Origin of the sequence: Clostridium sp. AF12-41 (genome assembly GCF_003461685.1) — a bacterium.
GTDB classification, from domain to species: Bacteria; Bacillota; Clostridia; order Lachnospirales; family Lachnospiraceae; genus Otoolea; species Otoolea fessa.
The window spans coordinates 281,206-303,183 of sequence record NZ_QTXO01000004.1; the positions used below are offsets into that span (position 1 = coordinate 281,206).

General features: G+C 48.4%; 18 protein-coding genes and 1 other RNA gene. 16 read left to right on the forward strand and 3 right to left on the reverse strand.

Annotation, left to right across the window (positions count from 1 at the left end):
- The first annotated feature begins 1 nt into the window (after position 1).
- The 8 genes from speE (at position 2) to DWV73_RS08770 (ending at position 8,884) form a co-directional block, all read left to right on the forward strand.
- The gene (speE, locus tag DWV73_RS08735) at positions 2-862 is read left to right on the forward strand and encodes a polyamine aminopropyltransferase (protein ID WP_117796445.1); all 861 of its coding nucleotides are present in this window, start codon (positions 2-4) and stop codon (positions 860-862) included.
- Positions 843-1,718 carry an agmatinase gene (gene speB / locus DWV73_RS08740; protein WP_117796446.1) on the forward strand — a complete coding sequence of 292 codons (876 nt, stop codon included), beginning with the start codon at positions 843-845 and terminating at the stop codon, positions 1,716-1,718. Before speE ends, speB begins: the two co-directional genes overlap by 20 nt.
- Positions 1,719-1,925: 207 nt before the next feature.
- Positions 1,926-3,128, forward strand: a complete 1,203-nt coding sequence (locus tag DWV73_RS08745; protein ID WP_022360539.1) for a saccharopine dehydrogenase family protein — start codon at positions 1,926-1,928, stop codon at positions 3,126-3,128.
- 106 nt (positions 3,129-3,234) lie between these two features.
- Positions 3,235-4,407: a carboxynorspermidine decarboxylase gene (nspC, locus tag DWV73_RS08750; protein ID WP_117796447.1), complete on the forward strand. Its 1,173-nt coding sequence runs from the start codon at positions 3,235-3,237 to the stop codon at positions 4,405-4,407.
- Positions 4,408-4,567: 160 nt separating this feature from the next.
- Complete coding sequence (nudC, locus tag DWV73_RS08755; RefSeq protein ID WP_117796448.1) at positions 4,568-5,566, forward strand: NAD(+) diphosphatase; 999 nt, start codon at positions 4,568-4,570, stop codon at positions 5,564-5,566.
- A gap of 260 nt (positions 5,567-5,826) precedes the next feature.
- Entirely contained in the window at positions 5,827-6,327 is a 501-nt protein-coding gene (gene ilvN, locus DWV73_RS08760) for an acetolactate synthase small subunit (RefSeq protein WP_022360536.1), read from the forward strand.
- Positions 6,328-6,463: 136 nt separating this feature from the next.
- Positions 6,464-7,486, forward strand: coding sequence for a ketol-acid reductoisomerase (gene ilvC, locus DWV73_RS08765; RefSeq protein ID WP_117796449.1), 1,023 nt, complete (start codon positions 6,464-6,466; stop codon positions 7,484-7,486).
- A gap of 207 nt (positions 7,487-7,693) precedes the next feature.
- Positions 7,694-8,884, forward strand: a complete 1,191-nt coding sequence (locus DWV73_RS08770; protein ID WP_117796450.1) for an acyltransferase family protein — start codon at positions 7,694-7,696, stop codon at positions 8,882-8,884.
- A gap of 245 nt (positions 8,885-9,129) precedes the next feature.
- On the opposite strand, the gene DWV73_RS08775 is transcribed toward DWV73_RS08770, so the two are convergent.
- Entirely contained in the window at positions 9,130-10,014 is an 885-nt protein-coding gene (locus DWV73_RS08775; RefSeq protein WP_117796451.1) for a LysR family transcriptional regulator, read from the reverse strand.
- Between the two features lie 352 nt (positions 10,015-10,366).
- Here DWV73_RS08775 and leuC point away from each other — a divergent pair, with 352 nt between their 5' ends.
- The 8 genes from leuC to DWV73_RS08815 all read left to right on the forward strand — a co-directional run bounded on the left by leuC (position 10,367) and on the right by DWV73_RS08815 (position 19,284).
- Positions 10,367-11,632 carry a 3-isopropylmalate dehydratase large subunit gene (leuC, locus tag DWV73_RS08780; protein ID WP_022359392.1) on the forward strand — a complete coding sequence of 422 codons (1,266 nt, stop codon included), beginning with the start codon at positions 10,367-10,369 and terminating at the stop codon, positions 11,630-11,632.
- A 183-nt stretch (positions 11,633-11,815) separates the two neighbouring features.
- Positions 11,816-12,301, forward strand: a complete 486-nt coding sequence (gene leuD / locus DWV73_RS08785; RefSeq protein ID WP_022359393.1) for a 3-isopropylmalate dehydratase small subunit — start codon at positions 11,816-11,818, stop codon at positions 12,299-12,301.
- Positions 12,302-12,341: 40 nt separating this feature from the next.
- Positions 12,342-12,809: a Cys-tRNA(Pro) deacylase gene (gene ybaK, locus DWV73_RS08790; protein ID WP_117796452.1), complete on the forward strand. Its 468-nt coding sequence runs from the start codon at positions 12,342-12,344 to the stop codon at positions 12,807-12,809.
- A 641-nt stretch (positions 12,810-13,450) separates the two neighbouring features.
- Positions 13,451-14,272: a cell wall hydrolase gene (locus tag DWV73_RS08795; RefSeq protein WP_022359395.1), complete on the forward strand. Its 822-nt coding sequence runs from the start codon at positions 13,451-13,453 to the stop codon at positions 14,270-14,272.
- A gap of 299 nt (positions 14,273-14,571) precedes the next feature.
- On the forward strand, positions 14,572-15,234 hold the full coding sequence (locus tag DWV73_RS08800; protein ID WP_117796453.1) for an HAD family hydrolase: 663 nt from the start codon (positions 14,572-14,574) through the stop codon (positions 15,232-15,234).
- Positions 15,235-15,372: 138 nt separating this feature from the next.
- A non-coding RNA gene (gene ssrS / locus DWV73_RS08805) (6S RNA) lies at positions 15,373-15,553 on the forward strand.
- Positions 15,554-15,673: 120 nt separating this feature from the next.
- Positions 15,674-16,930: an AI-2E family transporter gene (locus tag DWV73_RS08810; RefSeq protein ID WP_107000114.1), complete on the forward strand. Its 1,257-nt coding sequence runs from the start codon at positions 15,674-15,676 to the stop codon at positions 16,928-16,930.
- 47 nt (positions 16,931-16,977) lie between these two features.
- A complete protein-coding gene (locus tag DWV73_RS08815) occupies positions 16,978-19,284 on the forward strand; it encodes a SpoIID/LytB domain-containing protein (protein WP_242995777.1) in 2,307 nt (768 codons plus the stop codon).
- A 203-nt stretch (positions 19,285-19,487) separates the two neighbouring features.
- On the opposite strand, the gene DWV73_RS08820 is transcribed toward DWV73_RS08815, so the two are convergent.
- Together DWV73_RS08820 and DWV73_RS08825 are read right to left on the reverse strand one after the other, a co-directional pair.
- On the reverse strand, positions 19,488-20,804 hold the full coding sequence (locus tag DWV73_RS08820) for a 6-phosphofructokinase (protein ID WP_117796454.1): 1,317 nt from the start codon (positions 20,802-20,804) through the stop codon (positions 19,488-19,490).
- A 524-nt stretch (positions 20,805-21,328) separates the two neighbouring features.
- On the reverse strand, positions 21,329-21,781 hold the full coding sequence (locus DWV73_RS08825; protein WP_022358438.1) for an NUDIX hydrolase: 453 nt from the start codon (positions 21,779-21,781) through the stop codon (positions 21,329-21,331).
- Positions 21,782-21,978 lie beyond the last annotated feature (197 nt).

Below are 21,978 nucleotides of genomic sequence, written 5' to 3' on the forward strand. Positions count from 1 at the left end.
TATGAATTTCTGGTTTTCAGAGAATCATACGCCAAATGTAAAAATTTCCATCCGGGTGGATCGCCAGCTTTACAGCGGAAAGAGCGAGTTTCAGCGGATCGATGTCTTTGATTCGCCGGAATTTGGGCGGTTTCTGACTTTGGATGGATATATGATGCTGACGGAAAAGGATGAATTTATCTATCACGAAATGATCACGCATGTGCCGATGGCAGTGCATCCGTTGGTCAAAAAGGTACTGGTGATTGGAGCCGGGGATGGAGGCGTGATCCGGGAGCTGACCCGCTATCCGGAGATCGAGCACATCGATATGGTGGAGATCGACCCGCTGGTGGTGGAGGTCTGCCGGAAATATCTGCCGAAGACAGCGTGCCGTCTCGGTGATCCGAGACTCTCGATTCACTATGAGGATGGGCTGAAATATGTCCGCTTTAAGGAAAATGAATACGATCTGATCATCGTGGATTCGACCGATCCGTTTGGACCGGGCGAGGGACTTTTTACCCGGGAATTTTACGGGAACTGCTATAAGGCGTTAAAAGAGGACGGCATCATGGTCAATCAGCATGAAAGCCCGTTTTATGCCGAGGACGCGGAGGCGTGCAAGCGGGCACATAAGCGGATCGTAGAGTCGTTTCCGATCAGCCGCGTCTATCAGGCGCATATCCCGACCTATCCGTCCGGGCACTGGCTGTTTGGATTTGCGTCGAAGAAATACCATCCGTTAAAGAATTTGGATGAGACAAGATGGAACCTGCGGGGGCTGGACTGCCGGTATTATACGACGACCCTGCATAAAGGGGCATTTTACCTGCCGGCATATGTGGAGGAGATGTTAGAAGATGTTGAAGGCAAATATTGAGACGTTTCTGGCGTGTGACGCCAGCTATGAGGAGGCGGGGATCGTGCTCTACGGCGCGCCGTTTGACTCAACCACTTCGTACCGCCCGGGCACCCGGTTCGGCTCACGGGCGATCCGCTCGGAATCCTATGGGCTGGAATCGTATTCGCCGTACCAGGACCGTGATCTGACCGATTACGCCGTGTTTGACGCGGGCGATCAGGAGCTCTGCTTTGGTGACGCATCGTTGGCGTTAAAGGATCTGCGGGAACGGGCGGTGGAGGTTGCCGGGGATGGCAAGATACCATTTATGCTGGGCGGCGAGCACCTGGTGACGCTGGCACCGGTGCAGGCGCTGGCAGAGAAATATCCGGATCTGCATATCATCCATTTTGATGCACATGCCGATCTGCGGGACGATTATCTGGGTGCGAAACTTTCGCACGCCTGTGTGCTGCGCCGCTGCTGGGAAGTCCTGGGAGACGGCAGGATCACGCAGTTTGGTATCCGCTCCGGCGACCGGGAGGAATGGCGCTGGGGAAAAGAACACGTGACGACGCATCCATTTATTGTGGATATGGAAGTCCTTCAGGAAACTCTTCGGAAACTGGAAGGAAAACCGGTGTATTTTACCCTGGATTTGGATGTGCTGGATCCGAGTGTGTTTCCGGGAACAGGAACGCCGGAACCGGGCGGAATCAGTTTTGAGGAACTTCGACGGGCAGTCACGCAGATCTGCAGTGCAGCTTGGATTGTTGGATGTGATGTGAATGAATTATCCCCGGCGCTGGATGCGTCCGGTGCATCGACGGCGGTGGCGTGCAAGATTGTAAGGGAGATGCTGCTGGCGCTGTTGGGAAATCCAAAGATTAAGTAAGAAATGTTTTTGGCGGGTCCCAAGGTCAAAAATTCTCCTGCAAGCAAGCTTGCGTCGAACTTCTGACCTTTTGACCCTGGTATCATCAAATAAAAGTGTGTGTTTGAGACATGAACTGAAAAGTGTTTGAACAAAAGCAAATGTGAAATTTGGATTATAAAATGGAACAAAAACAGAGTACATTTCAGAATACAGGAGGAAAAAAAGATGGGAAAAGCGTTAATTATCGGATGTGGAGGCGTAGCTTCCGTAGCAATTCACAAGTGCTGCCAGAACAGCGAGGCATTTGAGGAGATCTGCATTGCAAGCCGGACGAAGTCCAAATGCGATGCGCTGAAAGAAAAATTAGAGGGAACCACCAAGACAAAGATCCAGACCGCACAGGTGGATGCAAACAACGTGGACGAGTTGATTGCCCTGATTGAGAAATTTAACCCGGATGTGGTGCTGAACCTGGCGCTTCCGTACCAGGATCTGACGATCATGGATGCCTGCCTGGCGACGAAGACCCATTATATCGATACTGCGAACTATGAGCCGGAGGACACGGCAAAATTTGAGTATAAATGGCAGTGGGCATACCGTGAGAAATTTAAAGAGGCGGGCATTACCGCACTGCTGGGAAGCGGCTTTGATCCGGGTGTAACCGGTGTGTTTTCGGCATATGCGCTGAAACATGAATTTGACGAAATCAACTACATCGACATTCTGGACTGCAACGGCGGCGACCACGGCTATCCGTTTGCAACCAATTTTAACCCGGAGATCAATATCCGGGAGGTGTCGGCAAACGGTTCTTACTGGGAAGATGGACACTGGGTAGAGACGAAACCGATGGAGATCAAGAGAGAGTATGATTTTGACGGCGTCGGCATGAAGGATATGTACCTGCTTCACCATGAGGAGATCGAATCGTTGGCGCTCAATATGCCGGGAATCAAGCGGATCCGCTTCTTCATGACCTTCGGTCAGAGTTACCTGACCCATTTAAAGTGTCTGGAGAACGTCGGCATGACTTCGATCGAGCCGATTATGTACGAAGGAAAAGAGATCGTACCGCTGCAGTTCTTAAAGGCAGTGCTTCCGGATCCGGCATCCCTTGGTCCTCGTACTGTTGGAAAAACGAATATCGGATGCATTTTCCAGGGTAAGAAGGATGGAAAAGAGAAGAAGTATTACTTATATAATATCTGTGATCATCAGGAGTGCTACAAAGAGGTTGGTTCCCAGGCGATCTCCTACACAACCGGTGTACCGGCGATGATCGGTGCGATGCTGGTGATGAATGGAACCTGGCAGAAACCGGGCGTTTATAATATTGAAGAATTTGATCCGGATCCATTTATGGATGCGTTAAATAAATGGGGACTTCCGTGGAAGGAATCCTGGGATCCGGCACTGGTGGATTAAGATAAAAATACCTCCATGTAAGAAACTGGTTTTATTTTGCGTTTTTTAGGCGCAGGAAGAGAATGGACAGGGAAGATGGAAGCGAGAAGGAAAGGAAGGAAAACAGATGCAGGAACGGGAGGCGGCTGGGGTTCTCCGGGACACGGCGGCGATCCGCACGCCATTTTATGTGGTGGATGAGACGCTTTTAAAGAAAAATCTGGAAATTTTGAAAGATACGGCAGAGCGGGCTGGATGCCGGATTCTGCTGGCACAGAAAGCATTTTCCATGTATTCGGTCTACCCGCTGATTCGTCAGTATCTGTCGGGAACCGCGGCGAGCGGGCTTTATGAGGCGCGGCTTGGAAAAACGGAGTTTGGTGGGGAGACCCATGTGTTTTCTGCCGCCTACCGCCTGGATGAGTTTGATGAGATTTTAAATTATGCCGACCACATCGTTTTTAATACGCCGGGGCAGGTGCTGAAATATGGTGAAAAAGTAAAAAAAGCCGGAAAACAGGCGGGACTCCGGCTGAACCCGGAGTGTTCCACGCAGGAGGGTCACGCGATCTATGATCCGTGTGCGCCGGGATCACGCATGGGGACGACTCTTCCGATGCTTTCGGAGGCGGGGAACTTTGAAGAAACTATCCTTCCGTATCTGAATGGATTTCATATGCATACGCTCTGCGAGCAGAATTCAGATGACCTGGAGACGACGCTGCGGGCAGCGGAGGAGAAGTTTGGAGCCTGGTTTTCAAAGGTAAAATGGCTGAACCTGGGCGGCGGACACCACATTACGAGAGAAGATTATGACCGGGAACGCCTGATCCGCCTGGTGCGCGGGCTGCGCGAAAAATATGGTGTGGAAGTATACCTGGAACCGGGCGAGGCAGTTGTCTTAAACGCGGGATTTCTTGTAACTTCCGTGCTGGAGACGATGGAAAACGGCATGCAGATTGCGATTCTGGATACCTCGGCAGCCTGCCATATGCCGGATGTGCTGGAAATGCCGTACCGTCCGCCGCTTATCGGAGCGGGAGAAGCGGGCGAAAAGCCGTATACGTTCCGCCTGGGCGGACCAACCTGTCTTTCGGGGGACTGCATCGGGGATTATTCGTTTGATGCACCGCTAAAAGAGGGTGGACGGCTGGTGTTTGGCGATATGGCGCTCTATACGATGGTCAAAAATAATACCTTTAATGGAATGCCGCTTCCGTCGATCGTATACCGGCATGAAGATGGGACAGCGGAAGTGGTGCGGGCGTTTGGATATGAGGATTTTGTGGGACGGTTGTAAGTCTGGGGCGAGCCGAGGGATTGTATTTTTTTAATAAAAAGAGTAAAATGAAGAGACTTGCAGAAAGATTACAAAGAATGTCTGCGAGGACAGCCGTTACACAGTATGGAAATAACGGTTGCACAAGTTTTGGAGAATAAAAGGATAGAGAGATAAAGTTATGATACAGGATATCGCACCACATCGCTATGACAATACATACCACATTCAGAAACCTGGAGCACAGGACTACGTCTTCTGCATCCAGAAAAGCCGGATTCTTCTGCGTGAGACCGTGGAGGAACATGTGCTTACTATCCCGCGCCGGGAGGAAATTGAGGCGGCAGTTCCGGAACTGATGGATCGGGCGGTTTATCTCTTTTCGGTTGATGAGAAGCCGTATTTTCTGGTCAGTGTGCCGGAGAAAGAAGCGGAAGAGATTCTGGCAAAGCTAAAAGAAGGTGTTGGTCAGATGCCTGTTTCAGACAAAAATCATATGGAAGCTGGGAAGATGGCTTCTGGTGCACTGGAAGGGGCAGAAAAAGAGCCGGAGCAGCTTTGCTATGCATGGAAAACGTCAACCGACATCCGTGCGATGGAGCCAATGCACCAGGCATTTGCAGCGATCACGGCGGTGCAGCTGTGGCGCTGGAGACAGAGCCGTCAGTTTTGCGGACGCTGCGGGGCAAAGACGCAGGACAGCAAGAACGAGCGGGCGCTCGTCTGCCCGGTCTGCGGTCAGACGGAATATCCAAAGATTTCCCCGGCAGTCATCGTGGCGATCACGAACGGGAACAAACTTCTTATGTCGCGCTACCGCGTCAACCACAGTACCTACCGTGGGTATGCGCTGATCGCTGGATTTGTCGAGATCGGGGAGACATTTGAAGAGACCGTCCGCCGCGAAGTGATGGAGGAAGTCGGGCTGAAAGTTAAAAATATCCGCTATTTCAAGAGTCAGCCGTGGGCGTTTACTGATACGGAGATGATCGGATTTTTTGCAGAACTGGATGGGGATGATAAGATCCGGCTGCAGGAGGATGAGCTTTCTGAGGCAGGCTGGTATACGCGAGAGGAGATCCCGGACGATGCACGCCTCATCAGTGTCGGAACCGAGATGAAGATGTATTTTAAATACGGTCCGGACTGGGAGAAAAAGTGGCAGGAACACCAGAAATGATGTGTTGATATATCGTTAATGTACACAGGTAGGCACTTTTGGAACCGAAAGTGCCGTAAGAAAACGTGGTGGCAGCAGGAATTTGCCGTATTTAAATGCGGAGCCACGGCAAATTCCGTTACTGGGCACGTATGCGTGAACAGTAATGATATAGCTCTGGGGAATACTAGGCATTCCTTTTAATTAGTTGACAAACTGAGAATTGGTTGCTATCATTAAGGCAATACGAACAAGACAGAAGATCAAGGTGGGAAGATTGCATGAGCAGAATTGTGTTATCACTGCTGGTAGATAATACTGCCGGCGTTTTAAGCCGTGTGGCTGGACTTTTCAGCCGCCGCGGATATAATATCGAAAGCCTTACAGTTGGCGTGACCGCGGATCCGAGATACTCCCGTATGACGGTTGTATCGCTGGGCGATCATCAGGTTCTGGAGCAGATTCAGAAGCAGCTTGGAAAACTGGAAGATGTACACGACATAAAGGAACTGCGGGAAGGTCATTCCGTATACCGTGAGCTGATGCTCGTCAAGGTGAGAGCAAATGCAAACCAGCGGATGGCGATCAATGCAATTTCCGAGATTTTCCGTGCGTCGATTGTCGATGTGGGAAAAGATTCTGTCACTGTTATGCTGACAGGCGACCAGTCCAAACAGGACGCGCTGATTAATCTTCTGGAAGATTATGAGATTCTGGAATTAGCCAGAACGGGTCTTACAGGTCTTTCCAGAGGCGCGGATGATATCCGCTATCTGCCGTAGTACATCAATTGATAGACTGGATACAAGGCATTCAAGAGGTTTACAAAGTTTGGTCCAAAGACGCACAGAGAGGCGCCGGTCTATGCTTTATAATAAATTTATTTTATTTTTGTTAGATCCAAGGAGGAAATGAAAAATGGCAGCAAAGATTTACTATCAGGAAGATTGTAATTTATCCTTATTAGAAGGACAGAAGATTGCTATTATCGGTTACGGCAGCCAGGGTCATGCACATGCCTTGAACTTAAAAGAGTCCGGATGCGATGTTATCATCGGTCTTTACGAGGGCAGCAAGTCTTGGGCAAAAGCAGAGGCACAGGGATTTAAAGTATACACCGCAGCAGAGGCTGCAAAACAGGCTGATATCATCATGATCCTGATCAACGATGAGCTTCAGGCAGATATGTACAAGAAAGACATCGAGCCAAATCTGGAAGAGGGCAACATGCTTATGTTCGCTCATGGCTTTAACATCCACTTCGGATGCATCAAACCGCCGAAGAATGTCGATGTAACCATGATCGCTCCGAAGGCACCGGGTCACACTGTAAGAAGTGAGTATCAGGCTGGTAAGGGTACACCGTGTCTGGTAGCAGTAGAGCAGGATTACACAGGCAAAGCACTTGACCGCGCACTGGCTTATGGTCTTGGCATCGGCGGCGCTAGAGCAGGCCTTCTGGAGACTACATTCCGTACCGAGACTGAGACAGACCTCTTCGGTGAGCAGGCAGTTCTTTGCGGCGGTGTTTGTGCTCTGATGCAGGCTGGTTTCGAGACTCTGTGTGAGGCTGGTTATGACCCGAGAAATGCTTACTTCGAGTGTATCCACGAGATGAAGCTGATCGTAGACCTGATTTATCAGTCTGGTTTCGCTGGTATGAGATACTCCATCTCCAACACAGCTGAGTACGGTGATTATGTAACCGGACCGAAGATCGTTACCGCTGAGACAAAGAAAGCTATGAAGAAAATTCTGTCCGATATCCAGGACGGTACCTTTGCAAAAGAGTTCTTACTGGATATGTCCCCGGCAGGTCGTCAGGTACACTTCCAGGCGATGAGAAAGCTTGCTTCCGAGCATCCGTCTGAGAAAGTCGGCGCAGAGATCCGTAAGCTTTACAGCTGGAACAACGAGAACGATAAGCTGATCAACAACTAATCATTTTTCGAATATAGGAAATCTTATACAGGGCTGCTGCAGGTTTGCAGCGGTCCTGTTTTTTGTGTAATAGGAAATTTCTTGGAATTCCCTATTAGACAAAAAGGCACTAACGTGCCAATGATGGGCACCCACGCGAAGATGCAGGTTGTCGCAAGCGACCGCGCTCGGCGCGAGAATGTGCCAGGGCACATTTTTTTTACATGAATGGGAAAGGAAACGCGGATGAAACGCTATGATGACGTAAATATAATCAAGGCATACGCCTGTCTGGCGGTCTTTGGAAGTCACTGGTTCGGTACATTCGGGAGTTGGGGCAGCAATAAGGTAAATGCGCTGATGGAAATAGGACCGCTTCCCCTGTTCCGCTATGGAACTTTCGGGGTTAGTCTTTTTTTGATGATCAGTGGAATGCTGATAGCCGATAAGGTATATTCCGGGCGGTTTACTTCGTGGAGCTTAGAGATCCTGCGCCGCTATCTGAAACTGACCTGCCCGTTGACGGTCACATTTCTGCTGGCATATCTATTTTACCGGAGCGGTCTCTTCTACACAGTGCGGGTTGCGCCGCGTCTGGAAAATGAGTGGTTGAGCAACTTTTACAGCTATCTGCCAGGCGGTCTGAAGGCGATCCGCTATGCCTGGTTTGATACAATCTTCAAGGCGGATTCAACGTACTATGGTCCATCCTGGATGCTGACCTACACTTTCATGGGAAGTATTCTGACTCTTGTACTTTCATCCGCCCTCCGGGAAGTAGGAACTCGCCAGAAAATCCTGATTCTGGCAGGTGTCGCGGCAGTGCTGATCGGATTGAATAGCTTTTATATCTGCCTGCTTCTGGGAAATGGGATCTGTCTGCTGATGCGGGCAGTTGAGAAGTCCATGAAAGAAAGAGAGCGAAAAGAGAATCTGCTTAAAGATGGAGAAGGAAAATATGGCATCTTTGGTGCTGCCCTCTGGATTTTCAGCATCTGGTTCGTTCGAAAATCTTTCTGGATCGGAACCACATTGGGAGCGCATGGATTTCCAGGCGGACTCGGAACCATGGAATTCTATGGTCATGTTGCTGCATTCCTGATGATTTTAGGCTTCCGTCTCTTCTGGCTCGGCGGTCTGGAGACCTGGCTCCCGGAGAACCTCAAAAAAATGATTCTGTGGATCGGCGAGTATAGCATGGGAATCTTCCTGACACACTGGCTTGTGATTGCCAGCTTTTCCTGTTGGTTTTACAGCATTTATTCTGAGGCGGGAGAGAAGTTGGCGATCGGGGTGAATCTGGTTCTGAGCTGCATTTTAATAGGAATTTGTTCGAAAGTGTATGTCTGGCTGGTAGATGGGAAAATATTTCCATGTGTGTGGAAATGTGTGAAGAATATTTTAAAAGAAAATCGGTAACTGCTCAGTAGGTCTGCGCATTTACTGCGCTGACCGTACGAAAACATGGGCTAGCAGGCAAAAATTCCATTGCCGCAGGCAATTTTTAATGAATTTTTGCGCGTGACTGTGAAGGTACTGAACAGTTACGAAAATTGATAAAAATAGGAACTAAACAGAAAAAGTCCGGCATATGGCAGCTTGACCGCCATGCGCCGGACTTTTTCGTTTCATAGGAAATGGCGTCCGTGTTGCCAATTATTTCATCATTCCGAACAAAATTGCACAAAATCATTCATCGTCCGCGTCATCGCCGACGGATGATAAGCAAATCCAATCGTCCGGTTTCGGATTGGCTCTTCCAGCGGGAGTTCGATCAGCGAACCATCCTTTAATTCTTCCTGCACAAACTCGCGGATCACACATCCGATTCCGAGCCCCGTTTTGGCAAATTCAATCAGAAGATCCATCGTCGTCGCCTCTAAAATCTGCTTTGGTTCAATTCCGTGCTCTGCAAAGTACGCATCAATGTGGGTGCGCGTCATATTGCTGCGGTCGAGCAGCAGGATTGTCCCGGATTCGAACGGATCAACATCGGCACCTTCGCGGATCCGCAGATTTTCCAGATACGACCGGGTACAGACAAAGGTGTCCTCAATTCGCATGACTGGGAGAAACGAAAGGCTGCGGCGGTTTTTCGGCTCGGCGATCAGACCGATGTCGAGTTTCTGCTGTTCCAGCATCGAGATTGTGCGTGCAGTGTCCTGACTTTCAATCAAAATGCGGACATGCGGGTACTGCGCGATAAATCCCTTTAAATAAGGAAGAAGAATATATTTGCACAGCGTGTTGCTGACGCCGATCTTGAGCTGTCCGATGTGGAGGTTCTGGATCTGTTTCAGCTCATTTTCACCGCGCTCCAGTGCTTCAAAGGCGGCTTCCACATGCTGAAATAAGACCTGTCCCTCTGCGGTCAGGGAGACACCGCGGGAATTGCGGATAAAAAGTGCCATGCCGAGGCTTTCTTCCAGCTTGCTGATTGATTTGCTGATCGCGGGCTGACTGATAAAAAGTTCCTTGGCGGCGCGGGAAATATTGCCGGCGCGTGCAACGGCGTAGAAAATACGGTACTGGGTTAAATGTTGTTCCATAATACTCCTTTATATCTATAAAGCTACAGTTCACACGTTGTGCAAAATGTGACAGGATTTTGCGGATGCTTCGTATTCCAATCGGAAAAATCGGTGACACTATAACGTTACTGGGCACGTTTTCTTACGGCCCTTTCGGTTCCAAAAGTGCCTACCCGTGAACAGTGACACTATAACTTCGACTCATAGTATCTATTAATAATATATATTTGTATTATAACAGAGCCGGTGCTATAATACAAACATAAAAAAGCAAAAGATGGCAGCGGCACCGTTGGAACAGAGTTTTTTCCTATAACAGTAAGGGCATCGGAGCCGTTACCAAGTATGTATATGCAGGAGGAAATAAATCATGGGAATGACAATGACACAGAAGATCCTGGCAGCGCACGCGGGTCTTGCAGAGGTAAAAGCAGGACAGTTGATCGAAGCAGATCTGGATCTGGTTCTTGGAAATGATATCACAACGCCGGTAGCGGTCAATGAGATGAAGAAGATGGACAACCAGACGGTATTCAATCATGACAAAATTGCGCTGGTTATGGATCATTTTATCCCGAATAAGGATATCAAGTCGGCGGAAAACTGCAAATGCTGTCGTGAATTTGCCTGTCGTCATGATATCACCAACTATTTTGACGTAGGAGAGATGGGAATCGAGCATGCACTCCTTCCGGAAAAAGGTCTGGTTGTAGCAGGAGATGCAGTCATCGGTGCGGATTCCCATACCTGTACATACGGCGCACTTGGCGCATTCTCTACAGGTGTCGGCAGTACCGATATGGCAGCTGGCATGGTAACCGGTAAGGCTTGGTTCAAGGTACCGTCCGCGATCAAGTTCAACCTGATCGGCAAACCGGCAAAATGGGTCAGTGGTAAAGATGTCATTCTTCACATTATCGGTATGATCGGCGTAGATGGCGCGCTGTACCGTTCCATGGAGTTTGTCGGCGAGGGCATCAAGAACCTTTCCATGGATGACCGTTTCACGATCTGCAACATGGCGATCGAGGCAGGCGGCAAGAACGGTATCTTTCCGGTTGATGAGAAGACCATCGAGTACTTAAAAGAGCATTCTAAACGTGATTTCAAGGTATATGAGGCAGATCCGGATGCAGAGTATGACGAAGAGTACACCATAGATTTATCCGAGTTAAAGCCGACCGTATCCTTCCCGCACCTTCCGGAGAATACGAGAACGATCGATGAAGTGGGTGACATTGCGATCGATCAGGTTGTCATTGGCTCCTGTACGAACGGACGTATCGAGGATATGCGTATCGCAGCTGAGATCTTAAAGGGCAGAAAAGTGAAAAAAGGTCTGCGCTGCATCGTGATTCCGGCGACACAGGCGATCTATTTACAGTCCATGAAAGAGGGACTTTTAGAGACCTTCATCGAGGCTGGTGCCGTTGTCAGCACTCCGACCTGCGGTCCGTGCCTGGGCGGTTATATGGGTATCTTGGCAGAAGGCGAGAGATGTGTATCCACGACCAACCGTAACTTCGTTGGACGTATGGGACACGTGGATTCTGAAATTTATCTGGCAAGCCCGGCAGTGGCAGCAGCCAGCGCCATTACCGGAAAAGTGAGCGGACCGGCGGAACTGGGACTGTAATAGGCATAAAAGTTTAGGAATAAGTAAAACGGATGTAACTGTTCAGTAGATCTGCGGGTGACTGTGAAGGTGCTGAACAGTTACAAACGGATATTACGGTTCGGGGAAAGGTTTCCTGCAACCGCAGATGCCGTTTCGTGAATTGGAATAAAATAACAGGATAAATCGCAGGAGGATATAGAAATGAAAGCAAATGGACATGTGTTTAAATATGGAGACAATGTAGATACAGACGTTATCATCCCGGCAAGATACTTAAACTCTCCGGATGGCAACGAGCTGGCAAAACATTGTATGGAAGATATTGATAAAGAGTTTGTAAATAAAGTACAGAAGGGTGATATCATCGTAGCAAATAAGAACTTTGGCTGCGGTTCTTCCCGCGAGCATGCGCCACTGGCAATCAAGTGTGCAGGTGTAAGCTGTGTTATTGCTGAGACGTTTGCACGTATTTTCTACCGCAACTCTATTAATATCGGTCTGCCGATCATCGAGTGCCCGGAGGCTGCAAAAGCAATCGCGGCTGGTGATGAGGTAGAGGTTGATTTTGACAGCGGTGTGATTACCGATAAAACCACCGGCCAGAGCTTCCAGGGGCAGGCGTTCCCGGAGTTCATGCAGAAGATCATCACAGCCGGTGGACTGGTAAACTATATCAACCAGAAATAAGAGGAGTGCACTAAATTTGTCTCCAGAAAGGATTTAGCTTATGACAAAAACAAACGTAATGCGTCTTTTAGACGCGGCTGGAATCGATTATGAAGCAGGCGAGTATGAAGTAGATGAGGACGACTTATCCGGCAGCCATGCGGCGGATATGATGGGGATGGACCATGACACGATGTTCAAAACGCTCGTTTTAAAGGGCGATAAGAACGGCTATCTGGTCTGCTGTATCCCGGTCGATGAGGAGCTGGACCTGAAAAAGGTGGCAAAGGCTTCCAAGGACAAGAAAGTGGAGATGATCCATATGAAGGAACTTCTTCCGCTGACCGGCTATATGCGAGGTGGTTGTTCCCCGATCGGCATGAAAAAGAAGTTCCCTACTTATATAGAAGAAACAGCGCAGATTTTCGACAAAATCAGCATCAGCGCGGGTCAGAGAGGTGTTCAGGTCATTCTGAATCCGGAGGAACTTGCAAAATATGTGGATGCACAGTTTGTAGCGCTGATCTAGAGTGGTAAAGAGTTTGGGTGGCAGTGATCGGACACCGGACAGTGGATTATATGTGTTGGTTTCACATAATCGGAGTTTGTCTGACACCTTTACAGATACCATGATTGTTCTATTACAGTTGACATAAAAAACAGGCGACTCGAATCGCCTGTTTTTTGACGGGCAGAATTTAACAGAATTGTAAAAAAATGAAAATTTTATACCAGCCAAAGTTTATAAAAATTGGGAAGAAAAAGCAAAAAAGTTTATAAAATGCTCACATAAATATTAAGGAAAAGTTAAATGAGAATGTGATTTGTCACAAAAATGTAAAAAAGACGTTGACTTTGAAGCCGGAAACCACATATAATGTCTCCCGTCACTTGAAGGAAGCGGCACAGGCAGAGAGGATCTGTCGTAACTGTTCACAGGTAGGAATTTTCTGAACTGAAAATTCCGTACGATACAGTTCTGGCAGCAGATTTTGCCGATTTGGAATGCGCAGCATCGGCAAAATCCCGTTGCTGGGCACACGTGTGTGAACAGTAACGATCTGTCCTTAGCTGTCAGAAAAAATCAGACAGCCAAAGAAGATGCCGCAGATGTTAAATGGCAGTCAGACCGGTTTTGGGAGGACTGCACTGATAGAAAGAGGAGAGTGTATGCCAAGCATTGACACATTTCTTCAGACTGCTTATCAGTTTATAAAGGCATTATTTGTCCGTGTGACAAAAAGGATGTACCGGACCGCAGCCGTATTGATGACGGGGGCAGCGGTTGTGACGGTGATAGCATTTAATTCGGTCAGTTTTGGCGGCGTTGGCAAAAATGCAGCCTCGGCACACCGGGAATATCCGGATGATGTGGAACTGACAGAAATGCTGCAGTCAGAAGAAACGACAGAGACAGAGAGCTTATCAGAATTTACGATTCTCGCCTCCAACGAGGAAAGTCAGCATCTACTTGGACAGAGACTGGAGCAGGGGATTCAGGATGAACTTGCGAAGGAAGCTCTGGAAGTAGAGGTAATCGAACGAGAAGTACGAATGCAGACCCAGCAGGCGGCGCAGGAAGCAGAAGAACGGGAGCGCCGGGAACGCGCAGTCATCTCTTACAGCGATGAAGATTACAGTGTTCTGCAGAAAATTGTGCAGGCGGAGGCGGGTGTGTGCGACGACAGGGGAAAGATACTGGTTGCAAATGTAATCATCAACCGGGTGAAAAACAAGAAATTCCCGAACAGCGTTAAAGCCGTTGTGTACGAACCATCCCAGTTCTCACCGGTACTGGATGGAACGATCAACAGCTGTAAGGTAACGCAGCAGACAATTGACTGCGTCAACCGTGCACTGGAAGGCGAGGATTACTCGGGCGGCGCCCTGTACTTCATGAACCGCGGAATCTCTGCTTCCTCCAATGTACGCTGGTTCGATGGCAAGCTGACCTATGTCATGCAGCATGGTGGACATGAATTTTACAAATAAAGAGTGAAACACGTTACTGTTCACGGGTAGGCACTTTTGGAACCGAAAGTGCCGTAAGAAAACGTGGTGGCAGCAGAAATTTGCCGTATTTAAATGCGAAGCCACGGCAAATTCCGTTGCTGGGCACGTATGCGTGAACAGTAACTGAAACGCAGAAAAGAAAGATGGCTGGAGAAAAGTTGTCTTTCTTTTTTGCGTAAAATGTATTAGAATGGTCGTAAGCAATGAAAACGTAGTTTTTTCAAGCTGGTGTGCTGCGGAGTAATGCACCGCGGACTACAATAAGGAGAACGAACCATATGAACCATATCATACTATTTGACCTCGACGGAACCCTTACAGATCCGAAGGAAGGCATCACAAAGTCTGTCCAGCATGCGCTGCAGGCGTACGGGATCGATGAGCCGGATCTGGATAAACTGTGTCCGTTCATCGGACCGCCGCTGTCGGACAGTTTTAAAGAATATTACGGATTCAGCGAAGCGCAGGCGCGCGAAGCGATCGGCTATTTCCACGAATATTTTACGAAACAGGGAATGTTTGAAAATAAAGTTTATCCGGGAATTCGGGAGATGCTGACACGTTTAAAGGATGCCGGTCTTACGCTGGCGGTGGCAACTTCAAAGCCGGAACCGTTTGCTATTCAGATTCTGGAGCATTTTGATCTGCTTTCCTACTTTACCCTGGTTGGCGGGGCGGATATGGAGGAGATCCGGGTTCGCAAAGGCGATGTGATTGCCTACACGCTGGACCGTCTGGGAACAACACCGGAGGAATCGAAGGTTATCATGGTGGGCGACCGGAAACACGATATTATCGGGGCGCATGAAAATCAGCTCCCATGTGCGGCAGTGCTGTATGGATATGGTTCCCGGGAAGAATTTACGGAAAATGGGGCAGACTACCAGATTGAGACGGTGGAAGAGCTGGGAGATTTCCTGATGAAGTGGGGAGAAGTATAAAAGACAAAAAAGAGCTTCTTAAAAGAGATAGAGAGATGGATAACCTGAACAGTAACAACCTGACCGCATTATCAGAAAATGGAACTTGAAAAAACATCCGACTTGCGGTATAATAGCCGTATCAAAAGAGAATATTTGTAATTCCTGGGATGCTCGACAACTCTTGCTTTTTTTGAACCTACATTTTGACTAACGGGATTCCGATATTTTTAGATGGATGTCAGGCCTCCTCTCGAGTGGAAGACAGAAATCTAAGTGAGGTTGCCCACCTAGCAGCGCTAGGCGTCAATATGGTAAGAGCCGGCATTTTGGGGTTACAAAGGATAAAAGCAGCGAGCAATCGCTGCTTTCTCTGTAAAAGAAAGTGTGTAAAGAAAATGTAACATTTTCCAGAAGCACATTGTAAAATCAGAAAAGAGGAACGGATAAGAACATAAGTATGGAAAAAAGAGATTTCAAAGAATACATTTATATGGGGATGACGGCAGTTTCGGTGATTGCGGTCTGCATACTGCTCTGGTTCAGCATCCAACACTGGGATGTGGTGTCGGCGGGCACCCGCAAGGTTGTGAAAATCCTCGCGCCGATTCTCTGCGGTGCGGTGCTGACGTATCTGACCGCCCCGGCATATAACTGGGTAGCAGGGATCGTGGAAAAGACCCTTGGCTCTGTCACTAAGAATTCCAAATACGTTCGTGGTGCAGCCCGGATGCTTGCGACGGCAGCCTGTCTGGGGCTGGTTATTGTGCTTGTGGTAGGGATGTTCCAGCTTATGATCCCGCAGCTGATCGAGAGTTTGATCGGCATTCAGGATTCATTTCCGCTGTATGTGCAGAATGTGTATGAATGGATTCAGCGTATTTTGAAAAATAATCCGGAGATCGAAAATATGGTTCTGAGCAGTTTTGAAAATAATCTGGCAGTTTTTCAGAACTGGGCGGAGAAATCGTTTACCAACATTGATATGCACCGGATTGGACAGATCGTGACAGGCCTTTCCAGCAGCGTGCTGGGTGTCCTGGAATTTATCAAAAACTGGCTGATCGGTCTGATCGTCATGGTGTATCTGCTAAATATCAAAGATACACTGGCAGCACAGGGAAAGAAGATTGTTTATGGTTGCCTGAATCTAAGACAGGCGAATCTGGTAATCGAGGAGCTCCGGTTTATCAATCAGATGTTCGGCGGCTTCATCATCGGCAAGCTGGTGGATTCCCTCATTATCGGTATTATCTGTTTCATCGGTGTGACGATCTTAAATATGCCGTTCCCGATGCTTTTGAGCGTCATTATCGGTGTGACGAATGTGATACCTTTTTTTGGACCGTTCATCGGTGCGATACCTGCAGCGTTCCTGGTATTCTTAGTCAGTCCGCTCCAGTGTGTGTATTTCCTCATCTGGATTCTGCTTCTGCAGCAGTTTGACGGCAATATTCTGGGACCGAAGATCCTGGGCAATTCGACAGGACTTTCGAGTTTCTGGGTACTGTTTTCGATTCTCTTCTTTGGCGGACTCTTTGGTTTCGTCGGCATGATTATCGCAGTACCGGCATTTGCGGTTATTTATGACTTGATCTCCCGCGCGGTGCACCGGTCGCTGCGGCTTCGGAAATTGCCGATGGAGACAGACGAATACCGGAAGTTAGACCACATTGATGAGAAAACAGGAACGTTTATGGAGTTAAATAAAAAGTGACTGTGAATGAGAAAGGACAGTTAAAAAATAAAGGCGGCTGGAGAAATATGGAAAAGAAAACAGGCAGATCGCGAAAGGCAGTACAGTCTCTGAAACCTAAAAAGCTGGTTTACTGGGCAGTGGCGATTCCGGCTTTTCTGGCACTCCTGCTCTTTGCAATTGTATTTTTGGATCACTCGGATAATGATATTTCACGCGCCATGGCATCGAAAGCTATGGCGTTATCATTTGCAGACCGGGACGACATCGTTGCGTCGCAGGGAGAACACGGAAGCCATTTTGGAACGCCGGATCAGGATGAATGGTATGCCAAATATATTGACTATATGATTGAGGAAGGCTATCTGGAGCCGGGAGACGAGAAGATAAGTAAAAGCTACGCGATGGGCGCACTGACCTATGGCGAAGCGGCATATGCGGCAGATCGCGTTTCAAAAGGGCTTTCGAGCGCCCTGAATGTATCTAAAAATAAATATAAAAAGGCAATGCCGAAGGAAGAATGGTGGCGGTTTTATGAGTCATTCTTAAAAAAGGCAGATTCGGAAAACGCGGTCAAAAAACAGAAGCTGGTGCTTTATGGAACACCGAAAAATGTGAAGGAAGCAGCGGCATGGACGGCATATACGGATCAGGGAACGATGAATTTTGAGGGCGTGTCGCTGGATGCCTGCATCGATCGGAAGATCGAGGTCTATGAGCGTGATGGTTCGATCATCACGCTGTGCGGCGTACAGTCTGAAAAAGTTACATATAAGAATGTCTGGATCGTTCCGGGAGAATCGGGTGGGATGGATGTGTATATTGGCACGATCGTCCGGACATTTCCAGAGGAAGAAAAGCTCAAGGATCGTACCGATGGCGTGCTGGCGGATGTCGAGCTGGATAAGGGCAAGATCCGCAAGCTGTCGCTCAAGGAAGATATGATCGAAGGAAAGGTACTTTCGGTCAAGGATGATACGATCGAGATTGACGGGTACGGAACGCTGAAACTGGACGATGATTTTAAAGTATATAAAACATATGGAGTCGTCAAGGAGCAGAAAAAGCGGGATGTGCTGGTCGGCTATGATCTGGGAAAATTTGTCGTGGCTGGCAAAAAGGTTTGCGCAGCACTCTTAAATCATGATTTTTCAGCGACGAACATCCGCGTGCTGATCATGAATGATGATTATTCCTCCTTGTTTCACACGAAGGTGGTACTCCAGTCGGACAGCACGATGCATGTGACCTGGGGCGAATCAGAGGAGACTTTGAGCCCGGGAACGAAATTGTCCGTGAGTCCTGGCGATGACCGTCTGAAAGAAGGGCGCATGACGATCACGCTGGAAGACCCGCAGAAGGAGATCCGCATCCTGAGTACCAAGCGGGCGCAGGGAACGCCGTCGTATTTCGGCAGCTTCGAGTTGAGTGAGGAGTCGGATGGGCTGCTTCTGATCAATGAGCTGGACGTCGAAGATTACCTGACACGCGTAGTGCCGAGCGAGATGCCATCTAATTATGAGCTGGAGGCGCTCAAGGCGCAGGCAGTTTGCGCACGGACGTATGCCTACCGGCAGATCAAGGCGAATGCATACAGCCGTTACGGCGCACACGTTGATGACAGCACGAACTATCAGGTGTACAATAATACAGAGAGCAGTGAGCGGACGAATCTGGCAGTCAAGGAGACGGACGGGAAGATTGTATATTACAACGATACCCCGGCGGAAACGTATTATTTTTCAACTTCCTGCGGATATTCTACCGATGGAACGATCTGGGGCGCCAGCAAAGACGAGGTTCCGTATCTGAAAGGGATCGGTTTGACGGAAAAGAAGAAGATTCCGGATTTGACGGACAACGACACATTTCTCAAGTTTATCCAGGGACAGGGTGAGCAGAATTATGATTCCTCGTTCCCGATGTACCGCTGGAAAACAACGATCACGAATAAGAAGCTGCAGCAGAAGGTAGATACCATCGGCGAGATTCAGGGTATTTTTGTGACTTCCCGCGGTACGGGTGGCATCGCCCAGACGGTGCAGATCGTCGGAAGCGAGGGAACCAAGACACTGAAAGGTCAGAGTCAGATCCGGAGTGTCCTCGGCTCGGAATCACTCGTTTATAAGAAAAATGACGGAACCGAACTGACAGGATGGAGTACGCTACCGAGTGCCTTTTTCTCGGTGGATGAAACTGCCAGGGATGAGGAAAAAGACATCCGCACATTTACCATCTGGGGCGGCGGCTACGGTCACGGAGTCGGCATGAGCCAGAACGGCGCACAGGAGATGGCGCGCGAAGGCAAGAATTATGAAGAGATTCTGATGTTCTTTTATGATGGGGTTGAAATTCGGGATTGTGAGGAAGATTAGATTTAGAAGATGGCTGCGCTGAAAGGGCACGGTCAGGATTCCTCCCCAAATGATAAGAGTGTGTGATTGGGGTAAATTAGAAAAAATTCAGGTATTATGTATTATTAAGTAGAAAAGAGACGCATTCGTAAAATGAAAGAAGCGTCTCTTTTTCTGTTGCTTGTATGGATTTCAAGGATGAAGCAGTTATACTGTGTGACGGACTATTTGCGGTACAAATATTTTGGAAGTCCGTTTTCCATAATATGGGAAACGTCCCCTTGGATCAGCGGCTGCGAGTAAGCCAGGAAATCATCGCTGACATCGGTACCGTTTTTCGTGATCCACTCAGCAGGTACTTTCTTTTCCTGATTGCAGATCAGATTGACATCCTTGAGAACTGGATGAATTTTATATACAGTGTTACGATGTTTTACGCATGAAGCGGATGCTGCGCCTAAGTCTGCAGCGTTTGAAACGGCAGCAGCTGCATGAACAGGTTCAGAAGCAGCTGTATCAGTCTCACGCTCAAATGCCACCATCTGCCCAGTATGGCCGTCCAGAGCTGCCTGGACACCGAAACGGCCTGCCATCTCGGCCTCATTCAGATCAGTAGCGGAAACGGTGAGACCGGAGCAGCGCTGGTTGACGTTGAGCTCGACCGAGCGCACCTTGACGCCGAACTGGTTGCGGACATAATTTTCCAGAATTTTTCCGCATCCGGCTAACATTTTGTGACCGAAGGTGTCGACCTGGGCTTCGGTTGAATATTCGCAGATAAAACGACCGCCGTGGTCGCGGATGCCCTCGGAGACGCAGACGATGACATTCGCTGTCTTTTCAAACGCTTTCTTTAAGTCGTCATTAAATTGTGCCAGCTCAAATGGAGCTTCCGGCAGATAGATTAAGAGCGGATTGTCACCGGCTTCCTTGCGTGCTAAGGCAGAGGCAGCCGTCAGCCATCCGGCATGGCGTCCCATGATCTCAACGATGGTGACCGATTTCTGCTGATAGACAGAGGCGTCCAGCGCAATTTCACGGACGGATGCAGCGACATAGCGGGCAGCGCTGCCGTATCCCGGCGTGTGATCGGTCAGGACGAGATCGTTGTCGATCGTCTTGGGAATGCCGATAAAGCGGATCGGGCTTTTGATCTGCGCCGCATAGCGGGAAAGCTTGCTGACGGTGTCCATCGAGTCGTTGCCGCCGATGTAAAAGAAATAGCCGATGTCCAGCCGCTCCAGTTTTTCAAAGAGGACGCGGTAGAAGCTGTCGGAGAGGTTCTCAGGGAGTTTAAAACGGCAGGAACCCAGATACGCCGCCGGAGTCAGGCGAAGAAGTTCCAGATCGTCATCGGAGAGTGTTTCTGAAAGGTTCATATAAGAATCCGCGAGAAAGCCCTCGATTCCATTGATCATACCGTAGACGCAGCCAACCGCATCGCTGTGGCGCGCACCTTCGCAGATAACACCGTAAAGGCTCCCGTTGATAACCGCGGTCGGTCCGCCGGACTGTCCGACTAAGATGTTTTTCTTGTTCATAAGGTAAATCTCCTTTTTGTGAGGTAAGTACAAGGTTTATGATATAAAAAGTTTCAAATCAATATAAAAATGTACATAAAATGATTTGCTGGAGTTGTATTTTTCATAGAGGTAAAAATAAATTAAAAAGTACAACTCAAAACGTATCTATTGTAACGGAAAGAGAGGAAGAAAGCAAGGGAAAAAGGTATGTATGATAAATAATATGAAAACCGGATACTCGGAAGCAGATAAAAGGCGTATAAAAATTTGGAGATTGATGTATAGAATAACAGAAACGGGTCATACTGTTAGTATCACAAAAGAGAAATTTTTGAATACTTATCCTCCCCTTTTTAATACCCTGTTCGTTGGCTTTGTGCAGCGGACGGGGTGTTTTTTTGTTTCATAGGAAATTACCGAAAAGCCTTTTTTAACAGGAAAACCGCGAATTTTAACCCAGATTAGCGGGCAGAGAAATGGAAGCTGCCGCTCAATCATCTATTTTTGGTAATGATTTTGCAACAGCCTCTTTGTTCTTGTGATTAAAAGTATTTCCGATTCCCCCACAAATTTGCCTTTTTCAGATCCAGATATTCATTGTAGGCTTTTTCCAGGATCTGTTTTTCGTTGGAAAATTTCAGAAGGTGGTAGGCTTCGTAAAATTTGTAGTAGCCGGAATCGACGAAGTATTCTTCGCGCTGCGGCTTGCTGTAGTAGCTGTCCGCCATCATCAGATACCAGTGCACGGTCTTTTCGATGGTATCCTGAGGGGTGTTGAAGGTGTACTGGCTTTTGCCAATGTACTTGATGATGGAGGCGGCGACGCCAGTCTCCTCATGAACCTCCCGGAGGGCGGTCTGCTTGAAGTCTTCGCCCGGTTCTACGGTTCCTTTGGGAAGAACCCAGCCTTCGTATTTGTTCCGGTAGTTTTTGTAAAGAACGAGTAATTTTCCCCGAAATATAACCACACCGCCGCAGCTCGTTGCTTCGATCATCTGCAATCCCTCCTGTCCTGGTGTGTGCATGGAAGTTGATTCGTGGCGTATATCCGTGTGCCGGGAACCAGCTTTATGCATATGATTTAAACTGGTTTTAGTATACCGCGTTTTGCATGATTATGCAAGATTGGAAAGTCACATAAGGCATCATGAGAAAATCCTGTTACAGTTTGCACAATGTGTGAACTGTAAAA